This is a genomic window from Hyphomonas sp. BRH_c22, from assembly GCF_000961795.1.
Taxonomy (GTDB): Bacteria; Pseudomonadota; Alphaproteobacteria; order Caulobacterales; family Hyphomonadaceae; genus Hyphomonas.
On the sequence record NZ_LADU01000054.1, the window covers coordinates 68,572 to 82,608 of the forward strand.

The window sequence follows — 14,037 nt, forward strand, 5'->3', positions numbered from 1 at the left end:
CTCAGCCCCGGCCGCGATAGCTCGCAACGCCCGTGTCCGGTACGTATAGTCCTGCAGGCACATCGCCGGATTGCCAGAATACGTCGATCGGTATCCCGCCGCGCGGGTACCAGTAGGCCGAAATCCGGAGCCATTTTGCTTCGGTGAATTCCTGAATGCGCTTGCCGATTGCCACGGAGCAATCCTCGTGGAATGCGCCATGATTGCGGAAGCTTGTCAGATAGAGCTTGAGACTCTTGCTTTCGACCAGCCATTCCCCGGGCGCATAGTCGATGACGATATGTGCAAAATCCGGCTGTCCCGTAACCGGGCAAAGCGATGTGAACTCGGGCGCAACAAAGCGCGTCAGGTAGAGCGTGCCGGCATGGGGATTCGGGACGCGTTCAAGGCGAGCCTCTTCCGGCGTCTGGGGCGCGCTGGTCTGCTGGCCGAGCTGGCCAAGCCCCTGATAGATCGGATTGTCAGCCATAAGGGATGATTCCTGGGACAGGGATTAGGTCGAACAAGAGACCGAAATAGAGCACATAGGCGAGCAGGAGAACCGCACCTTCCCACCGTGCGATGCGTTTTCCCGTCATCGCGAAAAGCATGAGCAGGAAGACCGACAGGATCAGCGCACCAATGTCGGTGGACGAAATGATGCTCGACGCCCGCCCCTGTGACATCGCTTCAACCGCGATATCACCGCGCAAGGTGAATGGATGGACGACTGCCGTTACGCCGAGAATGCCGAGCACGTTGAAAATATTGGACCCGATGACGTTGCCTAGCGCCACATCCGATTTGCCGCGATAGGCCGCCACGACAGACGTCACAAGCTCTGGCAGGCTGGTGCCGACCGCCACAATCGTGAGGCCGATGACCGTTTCGCTGATACCCAGGTCTCGCGCAATGACCACGCCGCCATCGACCAGCAACCGGGCGCCCAGAACAACGCCGACCAGTCCTCCCAGCGCGATCAGCAGGCCCACAAACAAGCCGTAGTGCGCCTCAACCACTTCACCTTCAGCAGCATGCATGGCAGCGGCCTCACTGCCCCGACGCTGATCCGCGATGAAGGAATATGTCAGGTAAGCAAGCAGAAGGCCGAGCAGACCGATGCCAACTGGCCTTGTAAACATGTCAAACCAGATCAGCGCACAGAGAAGCGCTGTCACAGCCAGCATGATCATGCCGTCACGCGCCAGAGCCCGCGGATTGGTCAGAATGGGGCGAATGACGGCCGCAAGGCCGAGCACGAGCAGGATATTGGCAATATTCGACCCGACCACGTTGCCCACGGCAATCCCGACGGCATCCTGCCCGATCGCCCGCAGGCTGGTGACCAGTTCCGGAACCGATGTGCCGAAACCGACAAGTGTCAGGCCGATGACCAGTTCCGAAATGTTGAGCTTGCGCGCAACACTGACCGAGCCGCGCACGAGTGCCTCGCCGCCAATGAAAAGCAGAATTAGGCCACCCAGGACCATAAGGTACGTCATCAATTGCCCCGCAAGAATTCGATCTGCCAATCATAGGGCGTGTGCAGGCTGGCTGGCAAACGGAGAGTGCTGTGCGCGCTGCAGTCGCCCGAACACCGTGGAGTGCGCTGATTTCCGCCCGGAAAATCCCGTTAACCTGCAGCGTTCGGGGCGAAAATGGCCGTAACAGCGCCTATCTTCACGTCAGACAGGCCCGTTCAGCCTTCATTTAGGGAAACTGGCGCAATCCTCGCATTCAGATCCGGATGGTAAATTCTTCGATGGCACAACGGCTTACCCGCCTGACGACAGTAGCCGGCAGCGTCCTGACGCACCCGGCAACTGGCGTGTGCCTTTTGGGAGCGGTCACCGCGTGCGCCAATTTTCCCGGAACCAATGGAAACGGCATTGGCGCGAGCCCTCGCCAGGTGCCTGTCGAGGTCGATGGCGTACCGGCTGGCCTTGAGGCCAGGGCAAAGACCGTGCTCGAAACGGATGTTGCGGCGCCGCGCAGCGTGCTGGAAGCGCGCAACCGGGCAAGCACGTCGGCGGATACGCTGGAAGAGTTTCTCGCGTCCGAGGGTTATCTCGCGGCAGACGTGTCGCCCGCGCTGGTCGAATCGATCGAAACAAAGCCGCGCCTGGACGTGTCGGCGGGTGACCTGTTCCGCGTCGCTTCCGTGACCGTGAACGTCGACACACCGGTTGGCGATGCCCTGCAGGCCAGACTTGATGCGGAGAAAGAAACGCTTTCACCCGGAGCCCCGGCCCGGACCTCAGACATTGAAGACCTCGACCGCCGGCTGGTGCGTGCCTTGCGGGATCGTGGTCATGCCTTTGCCGAAAGCGATCGCATTGATGTGCTGGCATCGCGCAAGGACAAGACCGTCGAACTGACCTACGCTTTACGGCCAGGACCATTCGTACGTCTCGGCGACATGGTATTAACGGAGACCGGCAGCACGGATGCCGATGCGATCCGCGTCTTCCGCACATGGACGCCGGGGGATCCCTATTCCGCCGACAAGATTGACCAACTTCGACTGCGGCTGCGCAGCAGCGGCCTGTTCGACGGCATCGGCGTGGAAGTGTCTGCGTCACCTGACGATGATGGTCTCTATCCGGTCAATCTTACCTTGAGTGAAGCCAAGCGCCGCTCGATCGGTGCGGGTGTCACAGCCTCAACCACCGACGGTGTTGGCGCTGATGCCTTCTGGGAGCGCCGGAACATTACCGGTGCCGGCGATACACTCCGTGTACAAGCCGAAGTCGCAACGCTCGCGCGGGAGCTGGCCACAACCTATAGCCGCCCCAATATCGGCCGGTACGGACGCACACTGACCGCCGAGGCCGGCATACGCGGCGAAGAGACGGACGCCTACGATTTGCAGGGCATCAAGTTTGGCGCTGCCCTTTCGCAGCCGTTCAACAAGAACTTCACGCTGTCGGCCGGGGCGTCGATCGACGCCACCCGCACCAAGGAACTGCGTCTTCGCGCACTTCTCGACCCCCGTGAACTCTACACGATCTCGTTCCCGCTCGCCGCAACCTACTCGACAGTGAAAGAGCCGCTGGATCCGCAATCGGGGCGCAGGGCCTTTCTGGGTGTTGAACCCGGCCTGTCACTCGGCGACGCGACCGCTGGATATACGCGGATGCTTCTGTCGGGATCGACTTATCACAAGATTAGCGACGGCCCGTTCGTCGCCGCCCTGCGGGGCCAGTTCGGCGCCTTCTTCGGATCTGATTCTGTACCGCTGGACCGATTGTTCTTTGCCGGTGGCGGCGGGTCGGTTCGCGGGTTCGAATACCAGAGCCTGTCCCCCCGGGATTCAACCGGCGCACTGGTCGGGGGACGCAGCCTGTTCGACGTGTCAGCGGAACTGCGCTGGCGCCGGAGCGAGAGGCGCGGATACGTGCTGTTTGTCGATAGCGGCGCGGCAGCAAATAACGTCGACGACGTGTTCGGTGAGCTGCGCACAGCCGTAGGCGCTGGCTTTCGATATTATCCTGGCTTCGGCCCAATTCGAGTCGATATCGCAACCCCACTCGACCGGCGCGACGGGGAAGACCCTGTCCAGTTCTATGTCTCGATCGGGCAATCCTTCTGATGACCATGGTCCGCGCCACACTCGACATGATACGTCGCCACCCCTTCATTTCCGGTGCGCTTGCAGTCGTGTTGCTTCTGCTGACCGCCACGCTTGGCCTGCGCCTGTGGATCAACAGCGACAGCGGGCGCGCTTATGTCCTGTCACAGATTGATGGCCGCGAGATCGGCAGTCTTGGGCGCATTTCGGCGTCTGGCCTGACGGGCGATCCCCTGAGGCAGATGCACCTGGAACAATTATCCATCGCAGACGCAGACGGCATATGGCTCGACACGCGGGACGTTAATCTGAAATGGACCCCGCGCGCGCTTCTTTCCCGAACCGTCGACCTCAATCTGGCCAGCGCGGAGGAAATTTCGGTTCTCAGGCGGCCGACGACATCATCCAGCAAGAGCGGGAGTGGCAACCGCTGGGCCATCGAACTGGACGATCTCAACATCGCCAAACTGTCGCTCTCCGAAGGTGTGGCCGGACCCGCCGCCGCGTTCAGCGTTTCGGGCGCCTTCCTCACGGATCGCGATGGCGGGATGAGCGCCCGGCTGGACGTTGCCCCACTGGAAGGGCTTGGCGACCAGCTCAAGATTGACGCACGCCGGGACGCCGCTGGCCAGATCAAGCTTGTCGCAGACGGCATGGCACCTGCGGGCGGAACCTTTGCGACATTGATGCGCCTGGCGGATGATCAGGACGCTGAGTTCAAGGCCTCGGCGGATGGCACGCTGGAGGAAGGCGACGGCTATTTCCTGATGCAAGTATCCGGCAGTGATGCTGCATCGATGACGGCAAAGATTGTGGCTGGACGCCTGACAGCCAATGCCGATCTTGATGGCACGCTCCTGCCCTTGCCGGAGGTCGCGCAAGAGCTGTTGGGGACGAATGCCCGATTTGTTCTGGATGCAAACATCGGCGAGCGTGAGACGCTATTCGACCTGTCGGCGACACTGGCATCCGGCGCATTCACAGCTAGCGGCACCGCCAACACCGACACAAGGGCACTGACCAGTCCAGTCGCCATCAATCTCGACTTCACCGGCTTCTCGGACATCACCGGCATCGCCGCGAACCTGAAGCTGGACGGCGACATCGAGATTTCTGGCGACGTGCCTACCTACACGGGCGCCGCGGAACTCGTGGCGGATGAAGGCGCTGACCTGCCCTTCTCACGTCTCGAAGGCCCGGTTGTCGTCTCGCTGATGCCCGGGCAAATTCCATTCAAGGCGGACCTCACAGGCGATGGCGTCTTTGCCAGGAATGACAGCGTGTCGCGCCTGATCGGTGACCAGCCGCATCTTGTCACTAGCGGCGTGTATGAGCGTGATACCGGCATCCTAACCCTGAAGCCGTCTGCGCTCGATCTGCCCAACGGAAAGGTCACCGCCTCGGGCACTGTGGGAACAAGAAACCGTACGGTGGGCCTGCGCGGTACCATCGAACAGGCCTTGCAGAGCTTGCCTGGCGAATTTGGCGGGCGGGCGTCCGGGACATTTCGTTTGTCGGGCGCTTTGAGCAAGCCGCTGATCGACACCGATTTGTCCATGGCGGAATTCTCAGGCCTTCCGGATACCGTCGCTCCGCTGATGGGCTCTACGCCAAAGGTCATCGCGTCACTTGCAGTTGACGGCAAAGTAATCCGGATCAGCAAAGCGTCCGTGATTGGCGACGGCATCAGGTTTGATGGCGGCGGCACCTATCGGATCGGTGGCATCAGTTCCCTGCAATTCGACTTTGCGCAATCCAAGCCACTTTCCGTCAGCGGCAACAGTTTCGACCTGCATGCCGGGACGGTCTCCGTTACCGGCCCGTCGAACACACGCGAGATTGGCATCACGTCCTCTGATGGCATGTTCAATATCGCCGCTCGCGACCTTTCCGGCGTTGCGACGACCGCCACACTGACCCTCGCCAAGGGGCAGGTTTCCGGCCCGCTATCACTCAACGGGCAGTTTGTCGGTGAGGCCCTGCAGCTGACCGCAAACCTGACACGCGCGGACAACGTCACGTTCATAGAGACAATCGTGGGATCATACGGCCCCCTTGCGCTTTCGGGCCGGGCCGAGATTGGCAATTCCGGGGATCTGGTCGTCGCGCTGAATGCTGATGGTGACGGCCTGAAGACTGACGACGTCCAGGTCGAGAGCTTGAGGGCTGACATCAGCATCCTGAAGGAAGGTCAGGACCCGATCGCGATCGTCGCCCATGCCGAGGGAAGCGGCGCAAAATTGCCAGCTGCCATCCAGCTTGATTCTTTCTCGGCTGATATCAAGAACAACAAGGATGGATACGACTTCATAGCCAGCCTCAGAAGCGATGCTCCGACCCGCCCGTTCGACTTCACATTTTCCGGTCAGGCCGACCTGTCGGGAGAGGCGCCGAATGGAACATTCAATGTTTCTGGGTCAGCTCTCGGCGAATCTTTAAACACGCCCGAACCAGCAAGCTGGCGCCTCGGTGACCGCCCGGAACTGAATGGCCGCCTTGCCATTCTTGGTGGCGAAGTGAAAGCCGGGCTGTCCGGCACCGGTGAGACCGCCCTTCTCGCCATCGACGTCACTGCGGTCGATTTCGGTGCCTTGTTCGCCATGGCCAATCTCGGCGAGATCGATGCGCGGCTGAATGGCCGTGGCGAATTCCGCCCCATCGGCCTGTCGCCCTCGGGCTCATTTGCCTTCTCGGCGACAAGTCCGGTTCCGGGTCTGGAGACATCGCTGTCGCTTGACCTGACCGGCCGTCTTGATGCCAGCTCGATGAAGGTCAATGCCAGAAGCAATTATGGCAGCGACCTCGTTCTCGTCGCGGATGTCGCCCTGCCGGTCAAACCGTCAGCGGACTCGCTTGCGAGCCTTGACCGCGAAAAGCCTCTCACTGGCCGCGCAACGCTTAACGGAGACCTGGGCGCCCTTCATTCGGCCGCCCTTGCCTATGGTCACGATATCGGTGGACGCGTGGATGCGAGCGCAATACTTGCCGGAACGCTTGCCAAGCCGATTGTCGCAGGCAATGCGGAAATCTCAAATGGCATCTATGAGCTCGGCGCGACCGGCCTCCGGCTGACCGGCATAGTACTCAATTCCTCCTATGCAGACCGGACACTGAGCCTCAATGGATCCGGCAAAAGTCCAGGCAATGGAACCGTCCAGCTTGACGGAACGCTGGGCCAGGGAGCCGGACAGCTGAACGCTGATCTGTCTCGCCTTCTGGTCTACGAGCGCAACGGCGACACTGCGCGCCTGAGCGGCAATGTCGCCCTGTCACAGGACAAGAGCGGCCATCTCTTATCGGGTAAACTCATCGTGGATGAAGCACGCGTGTCGCTGGACAACCTGCCTTCTGCCGGCCCCAGGGCCATCGCCGTGCGCTGGAGTGACGGTGATGATCCGACCGATGCCCCCAGCCAGTTGCGTCAATCATTGAAGCTCAATCTCGATTTCGATGCGACGCGGCGTGTTTATGTGACCGGCCGCGGGCTGGACAGCGAATGGGCCCTGGACCTGACAGCGACAGGGACTGCCTCCAAGGTCAACCTCAGTGGCAAGGCGACCATGCTGCGCGGGGACCTTGATCTGGCAGGCCGGCCGTTCGTCTTTGATGCGGGCTCGATCACGTTCGATGGCCCGCTGGACACGGCCCGCATCAACATTTCTGCCGACCGCTCGGTGAATGGCTTTGTGGCGCGTGTCGAAGTTTCGGGCAAGCCGACCCAGCCCGTATTTGAACTTTCGAGCACACCTGACCTGCCGCAGGACGAAATCCTCTCCCGGCTCCTCTTCGGACGCTCCTCAATCGACCTGTCCGCACTGGAAGCTGCGCAACTGGCCTCGTCCATCGCCCGCCTGAGCGGCCGGAGTGTGGGGTTTGACCCCGCCGCTGAGTTGCAGGCCGTATTTGGCGTCGACCGCCTGTCCATTGGCGCGAATGAAGCCGGCAATGCCGAACTAGGTGTCGGCCAGTACCTGGCAAAGGATGTCTACCTTCAACTGAACGCCGCCGGCGCTGATGGCAGCTCGGTCGAAGTGGAATGGGAGCCTGTCGACCAGGTTTCGGTCACGTCCGAAACGACATCGACTGGCGAGAACAAACTCTCCATTAGATGGAAAAAAGACTATTAGTCGCCAATTCCTTGAAATCCTGCGTTTGAAACCAGCGGTATTATTGTCCGGCCGATTTTCGCCCTTCAATAGCGGCCTCAACAGTATGGGCACCGCAAAAGCATCTCGCGTTTCAATTATTTTATAAGTGCGCGTATTGCCTAAACACCCGTAGCGCGAAATGAAATAGACCAAAGTTGAAGGGTTTTAATGTGAGACACGAGCCACGACAGTCCAGTTCCCGCGCGCCCACCCGGGTTGACCAACTCGTCGGCGGGAAGATTCGCGCCCTTCGGATTGCCCAGAACCGGACCCTTGCTGAGCTCGGATCAGAACTCGGCATCAGCCATCAGCAGTTGCAGAAATATGAGACCGGAACGAACCGCCTCAGCGCAGGAATGCTGTCTGTTGTAGCGGAGGCATTGCGCGTTCCGATTGCCGATCTCTTCGAAGATGAGAGCGATGTCGACAAGAGCACGCTGGACCCGGCCCTGAAGGTTCGTGCTCAATGCCATGACTGGATCGAGCGCACCAAGTCCACAGAAAAACTTGAGACCATGGCGCGCGTGCTGAAAGCCCTGTCAACCGGCTGACGGTGCAGTTGGCTTGAACGCTTTCAAGGCCTCCTCGCGATGCTCCTCCCGATTGGGATGGATGAAATGCTCAGAGAACCAGAACGCATCTTCGGCTTCAAAAATAGCATTCAGCCAGTCGAGCACGATCTTTCCCTGAGGCAGACGCCAGACTCTTTCAGTATACGTCAGCCAGAATTCGATCGGTGCGACTTCAGGCAGTTCGAGCGGAATCAATGTCGGCGCGACGCGGCCGATATATGATGGCAGAAGCGCGATTCCCCCTCCATTCTTGCAGACCTCGATCATCGAACTCGCAGAATTGGTCACAAAAGCGAAATTGATCATCTTCTTGAGGTCCGACATTTTCGGCGCCCAGCGTTCGATCTGGTTCACATAAGACTGGTGCAGGATGCACCGGTGCCGAAAATACTCGAAGACGCTCGCCGGCTCGCCGTGCTGGTCGAGATAGTCGCGCGAAGCGAAGCTGATATAGTGGAGCGTTCCCAGTCGCCGCGAGATGGTGTCGTGGCTCTTCGGCTCCGTGAACTGGATCCCGATGTCAGCCTCGCCGGACTCGACATCGGGCGCCCCTGGAGCCACGTTCATCTTGATCTGGATGCGTGGATTTGCAGCGTAGAATCCGGGGAGTCGCGGCGCGATCCAATAGGGTCCAAGACCGTCGCCGGTCCCCAGCGTGATCACGCCTTCCGCCGGCTGACTTTTGTCGGACGCTTCTTCGTTGATCAGCTTTGCGGATTCGGCCATGGCATGCGCGTGACCGAGCGCGATCCTGCCCGCATCGGTCAGTTCGACACCGCGCGTCGAACGGATCAGCAATTGTGTATTCAGCGCTTTCTCAAGATCGTCGATCTTGCGGCCTACGGTTGGTGGTGACTCGCCCAGACGGGTCGCGGCTGCGCTCATACTGCCAAGCTCAGCAACGATCCTGAAGACCCGCAGGTTGTCCCAATCAATACGTTCTGACGACATTGCCGATTACCTGCCCTTTGCGACCAGTCGCGAGTTCGGTCAGGCACGGTATATACGGGGCATGGTTTGCCGTCATCACATCAATTGGGCGAGTAGTCAAAGCGCAACTCGCCTAAATACCACGCGCTACGCGGCTCTTCTCAAAGTGATGAACCCCGGCTCCACCACGACAGACTGACAAGTGACCTTGAGCACCCAGTCGCAAATATATCCCGGGCCGCCGAGAAACAATTGCCCCTCACGCCGCGCAATGGGCAGAGGACGCGCCATTACTGCACCGAGGCTTGAAAAGCCGCGCATGCATTGCGCTTCACACCAGTTCCAGCGGTCTTCGACCGTCGCACACCGGAGTCCGTCATGGTCCAGCGGCTTGCGCAGCACATAAAGATGTACACCATCAACAACGAGGTAAGACACCGCCGTGTCGAAATAGGCCGGTTCGCGCCCGCCAAAAGTCTCTGGATCGGTCAGGAGCCGCACGATCTCGTCCTGTTCAGCGGTCACCTCCGACTGAGGCAGGTTTCTGCGCGAGGGCATCCGCAGGCGCGTGGGAATTTCTGGATAGAACACGGACTGTCTCCATTCATGGTCATGCCAAACGGCCCCGCCATCTGCAGGCTGGAGAATAAGTCCGTGACGACGAGCCAGCCAGTTACGATTCGGCCACATGACGGAGGTTTAAGAAAAACTGGACCGGCGCCTTGCCCGCCATCAGATGATACCGTGTCGCAAAACCGCCCCACAACAACAACCACGGGAGCCCGTGCGCAGCACGCTCCCAACCGGTTGTCCAACTGCCCGCAGCTGTTACACGTTTGAGAACACTGATCTCACGAACCCTCTGTAAAGCATCAGTTGCTGGCCCAGCAGTGTCGGCGCCTGCAACGATCTCGACAAAATGATGCCGCCATCAACCAGTGCGGAAAACATGTCGGCAAGCGCGTCGAAATCGACATCCATTCTCGGCGGATAATCTGCCGCGATACGGTCGAGACGCTCCCGGATCACACGGCGCCACGTCATATGCCCGCCCGCGCAGAGATCGCGCACATCCTGACTGAACAACTGTTCCTGATAGCAGCACAAGGCGACGATGCAGCCCGGATGGCCATTCGGCAGGTCGCTGAGCCGGTCTGATAGCAGTTTCAGGAAGATGAGGAAGCTGTGCAGAGAATCCTCGCTGAGGTCATCTGCCTGTTCGAACAATTCATCCATGAGGCTGACTTCGTCCGAGACATAGCGCTGGACCAGGGCCTTCGCGAGATCGTTCTTGTCCCTGAAATGATAGAAGAAACCCGACTTCGTCATGCCGGCCTCGGTTATGATCTCTTCAATCGATGTTGCGGTGAAGCCCTTCGCGAGCACCGAGACCTGCGCAATGTCCATCAAACGTTGACGTGTTTGCTCACCCTTGCTGGCTACTTGGATCGTCATCGGATTTCCTGCTGCAAGTACAGTACTCAAGGTACGGTAATCTGATGCCTGAAGCCGTGCAGTTCAAGAAATTCCTTGGCGCCAGCCGTTAGTGTGCTGAAATAAATGCAAAAACTTTTTCTCAGTTTCCGTACCACGCGCCTTCTATCGGCACTGTCCCGCCTGCCTTAGGTCTTGATGCAAGCCGGACATGTCTCGTCCGTGCTCCCATCAAGGAGACCTGCCATGTTGAATGACCGTTATGGAAACCCTGTTTCCACCAGCTCGCACGCCGCTGTCGCGCACTATGACGAAGCCCTCGATCTTATCCGTCTCTATCGCGGCGATCCTGTCGGCGCGCTCGACGCTGCACTGGCTGAAGATCCCGAATTTGGAAGCGCCTGGGCCGCAAGGGCGGGTCTGCTTGTTCAGCAGACCGACAAAGCGCTGGCCGACGAGGTTGACAAGAGCCTTCGTGCAGGCGCCGTTTCCCGTCTGTCGAACCGCGACCAAATTCATCTCGCCGCCGCCCGGGACTGGTCTGACGGCTACTATCTTGACGGCACGCGACGGCTCGCCAGCCTCGCGCGGGAGATGCCGCGCGATCTGCTTGCGGTCCAGTTTGCGCACACGGGCTGCTTTTTCCTCGGCATGCAAACAGAGCTGCGAGACGGACCGGTTCAATCCCTTCGTGCGTTCCGGCGCGGCGAGGATGGCTATGGCGTCCTCATGGGCATGGCCTCTTTCGGATTTGAGGAATGCGGCGACTTTGCCCTTGCCGAAGACTACGGCAAGGAGGCCGTGGCAATCGACCCGCGGGATGGCTGGGCTGTCCATGCTGTCGCGCATGTGAACGAGATGCGCGGCGATCTCGATGCCGGTATTCCCTGGCTCGCAGACACTGCGCAAGACTGGGCCCCGGAAAGTGGCTTTGCCTACCACAACTGGTGGCATCTTGCGCTTCTGTATCTCGACGCCGGCAACACGGACGAAGTGCTGCGCCTGTATGATACGCAGGTCCGCCCCAACCCGGACTCGCAGGTTCTCCTCGAAGGGATCGACGCGTCCTCACTCCTCTGGCGTCTGTTGCTCGAAGGCGTGGATGTTGGCGACCGCTTCGAGCCGCTCGCCGCTGCATGGGAACGGGCAGCAGAAGACGGTAACTATGCCTTCAACGACCTGCACGCACTGATGGCGTTTGTCGGGGCGGGCCGGAATGATCTGGTTGAGCTGACCCTGAAATCCATGAAGCGTGCTGCTTCGTGTGAGGGTGACAACGCCTATCTCACCCGGGCAATCGGCCTTCCGCTGGCCCAGGGCTTTGCCGATTTCGGGGCGGGACGTTTTGCCAAAGCCGCGGAACAGATTCTCGGGGTGCGCGGCATCGCCCAGCGCTTCGGCGGCAGCCATGCGCAGCGGGACATTCTGACGTTGACGGCGCTGCATGCCGCGATCCGGGGCAAGATGAAGCCGGTGGCTGAGGCCCTGTCGCATGAGCGCCTTCAGCAAAAGCCGCGAAGTGCCTGGGCCGGGCGCCTGGCCCTCAGGGTTTCGGATATCGCGCGTGAGCCCGATCTGGCTCGCGCTGGCTAATCCTGAAGCCGTCCCTGAGGACAGGGTGGCTGGAAACGGCCACCCTGTCCCGGTTGGCCACAGCGAATCCCGGTGTCGTATTATCCCGCCTCGTCGGATCCTGCCGTCCCTAGTGAGACGCCCAGAGCGCTTGCCAAAGTGTTATAAATAAATCAGGTCTGCCGATGCAGTCTTGCGGTTCATTGTCCGCGCGCTGGTTAAATGCGTCTGTGGCGATTGGCTGCGTTGAGCCGGCCGGACCCGGCCATGGTGAAAGGGACAACAGGTTGACGATCAAAGCCAGGCAAGGTGAGGGGCCCGTCAAGCGCGCCATTCGCAATGCCGGCTGGCTTTTGGCTGGCAAGGGCGTCGGCGGTATTTTCAGTCTCGTCTACCTCGCGCTGGCCGCCCGGAGTCTGGGCGCGGAGCCGTTTGGCGTATTTGCGCTGATCCTGTCATACGGCCAGGCCGTTTCAAACCTGGCCCAGTTCCAGTCCTGGCAGACTCTCGTCCGCTATGGCGCCGTGCATGTGGCCGCAGGTCAACATGACAAGCTGGGACGGGTCATCTGCTTCACGGCCCTTCTTGACCTCGGGGCCGCCTCAACCGGGGCAGTCCTCGGCGTGGCGGGCGTCTATCTTATCGGGGCGCAGTTCGGTTGGTCGGATAGCGAGCAGACGCTGGCCATGCTGTTCAGCATCTCGCTCCTGTTCGGGCTGCGCGGCACACCAACCGGCATCCTGCGCCTGTTCGACCGCTTCGACCTCGCAGCCTATGCTGAAACAGTGCTTCCCGCGATGCGCCTCGCGGGCGCGCTGGTGGCCTGGATGACCGGAGCGTCGATCCTCGGCTACCTTGTCGCGTGGAGTCTCGCCGAACTGGTGACGACCGCCGCGATCTGGTGGGCCAGCCTGCGAGAGGTCAGCCGGCGCAGCACGGGCCGGGTTTCAGCAAAAGGCCCGCGGCTGCGGGGGGTCGTGCAGGAGAACCCTGACATCTGGAAATTCGCCTGGGCGACCAATTTCACGACATCCCTGAGCCTCGTCTGGAAGCAGTTTCCTGTGCTGGCCGTCGGCTGGGCGCTGGACAGCGTGGCGGCAGGCGGCCTGAAGATTGCCACACAACTGGCAGGCGCACTGCACAAGCCGACCCTCGCTCTCGCCCGGTCTGTCTACCCCGAACTCGCCAAGCTCGCCGTGACTGGCCACGAAGAGGTGAGGCAGGTGGTCGCGCGCGCTACGGTTGCCGCCGGCCTGGCTGGCCTGCTCGCGGTGGGCATCATCGTAGCCTTTGGCCAGTTCGCCTTGCAACTGGTAGGCGGAGACGCCTATCTCTTTGTATATTCTGTCCTGATCGTTCTGACCATTGCGGCCGCCTTCGAGCTTTGCGGTGTCGCGATTGAGCCGGCACTGGTGGCGTTCGGCAGGCCTGGTCGGGTCCTGATGGTCAGGATGATCGTCGCGGCAATATATGTGGCGCTTCTGATCTGGATGGTTCAGGCTCTCGGCCTGATTGGTGCAGCCTGGGCCACGGTCTGCAGCTCTGTGATGTTGGTCGCTGGCCTCTATGCCGTGTTCAGGCGCGAGGTGGGCGTTTCGTCCAATCGCACGGCCATGACGGACAGGACTGATAGCGTTTCCTGACAAAAAATAGCCATAGGTTGAAACCCCGACGCTTTATTTGGGTCCAATCCATTTTGAATGGTTTGCCTTGGCTGGCGAAATCATCCCTATTTGTCAAATCTGTTGCATATCTGGCAAGAAAACAGACGACTAATCATTAATATGCGTCAGTTGGCTTGACGATACATGTCAATCTTGTGACTTCAATA

Annotated in this window: 10 protein-coding genes; 5 read left to right on the forward strand and 5 right to left on the reverse strand. The window is 60.2% G+C overall.

What is annotated here, in order from left to right; genetic code table 11:
• Position 1 precedes the first annotated feature (1 nt).
• Both queF and VR74_RS07090 read right to left on the reverse strand, forming a co-directional pair.
• Complete coding sequence (queF, locus tag VR74_RS07085; RefSeq protein WP_045695481.1) at positions 2-469, reverse strand: preQ(1) synthase; 468 nt, start codon at positions 467-469, stop codon at positions 2-4.
• Positions 462-1,481, reverse strand: coding sequence for a calcium/sodium antiporter (locus VR74_RS07090; RefSeq protein ID WP_045695483.1), 1,020 nt, complete (start codon positions 1,479-1,481; stop codon positions 462-464). Before VR74_RS07090 ends, queF begins: the two co-directional genes overlap by 8 nt.
• A 260-nt stretch (positions 1,482-1,741) precedes the next feature.
• Between VR74_RS07090 and VR74_RS07095 the strand changes: the two genes are divergently transcribed.
• The 3 genes from VR74_RS07095 (at position 1,742) to VR74_RS20630 (ending at position 8,249) form a co-directional block, all read left to right on the forward strand.
• Complete coding sequence (locus VR74_RS07095) at positions 1,742-3,571, forward strand: BamA/TamA family outer membrane protein (RefSeq protein ID WP_299949806.1); 1,830 nt, start codon at positions 1,742-1,744, stop codon at positions 3,569-3,571.
• Positions 3,571-7,677, forward strand: a complete 4,107-nt coding sequence (locus VR74_RS07100; protein ID WP_045695486.1) for a translocation/assembly module TamB domain-containing protein — start codon at positions 3,571-3,573, stop codon at positions 7,675-7,677. Before VR74_RS07095 ends, VR74_RS07100 begins: the two co-directional genes overlap by 1 nt.
• 191 nt (positions 7,678-7,868) lie before the next feature.
• The gene (locus tag VR74_RS20630) at positions 7,869-8,249 is read left to right on the forward strand and encodes a helix-turn-helix transcriptional regulator (protein ID WP_299949808.1); all 381 of its coding nucleotides are present in this window, start codon (positions 7,869-7,871) and stop codon (positions 8,247-8,249) included.
• Here VR74_RS20630 and VR74_RS07110 read toward each other — a convergent pair.
• The 3 genes from VR74_RS07110 to VR74_RS07120 form a co-directional block, all read right to left on the reverse strand.
• Positions 8,238-9,221 (reverse strand): LysR family transcriptional regulator, encoded by a 984-nt coding sequence (locus tag VR74_RS07110; protein ID WP_045695488.1) that lies wholly within the window; start codon positions 9,219-9,221, stop codon positions 8,238-8,240. The genes VR74_RS20630 and VR74_RS07110 overlap by 12 nt on opposite strands.
• 126 nt (positions 9,222-9,347) lie before the next feature.
• Positions 9,348-9,791 carry a hypothetical protein gene (locus VR74_RS07115; RefSeq protein ID WP_045695489.1) on the reverse strand — a complete coding sequence of 148 codons (444 nt, stop codon included), beginning with the start codon at positions 9,789-9,791 and terminating at the stop codon, positions 9,348-9,350.
• A 237-nt stretch (positions 9,792-10,028) separates the two neighbouring features.
• Entirely contained in the window at positions 10,029-10,655 is a 627-nt protein-coding gene (locus VR74_RS07120) for a TetR/AcrR family transcriptional regulator (RefSeq protein WP_045695491.1), read from the reverse strand.
• A gap of 225 nt (positions 10,656-10,880) precedes the next feature.
• On the opposite strand from VR74_RS07120, the gene VR74_RS07125 reads away from it, so the two are divergent.
• Positions 10,881-12,227, forward strand: a complete 1,347-nt coding sequence (locus tag VR74_RS07125) for a tetratricopeptide repeat protein (RefSeq protein WP_045695492.1) — start codon at positions 10,881-10,883, stop codon at positions 12,225-12,227.
• 266 nt (positions 12,228-12,493) lie between these two features.
• Positions 12,494-13,849, forward strand: a complete 1,356-nt coding sequence (locus tag VR74_RS07130) for an oligosaccharide flippase family protein (protein ID WP_299949810.1) — start codon at positions 12,494-12,496, stop codon at positions 13,847-13,849.
• Positions 13,850-14,037 lie beyond the last annotated feature (188 nt).

Coding starts and splice junctions, on each gene's coding strand:
- queF (WP_045695481.1), bottom strand. CDS start 469: ATGGCTGACAATCCGATCTATCAGGGGCTTGGCCAGCTCGGCCAGCAG.
- VR74_RS07090 (WP_045695483.1), bottom strand. CDS start 1,481: ATGACGTACCTTATGGTCCTGGGTGGCCTAATTCTGCTTTTCATTGGC.
- VR74_RS07095 (WP_299949806.1), top strand. CDS start 1,742: ATGGCACAACGGCTTACCCGCCTGACGACAGTAGCCGGCAGCGTCCTG.
- VR74_RS07100 (WP_045695486.1), top strand. CDS start 3,571: ATGACCATGGTCCGCGCCACACTCGACATGATACGTCGCCACCCCTTC.
- VR74_RS07110 (WP_045695488.1), bottom strand. CDS start 9,221: ATGTCGTCAGAACGTATTGATTGGGACAACCTGCGGGTCTTCAGGATC.
- VR74_RS07120 (WP_045695491.1), bottom strand. CDS start 10,655: ATGACGATCCAAGTAGCCAGCAAGGGTGAGCAAACACGTCAACGTTTG.
- VR74_RS07125 (WP_045695492.1), top strand. CDS start 10,881: ATGTTGAATGACCGTTATGGAAACCCTGTTTCCACCAGCTCGCACGCC.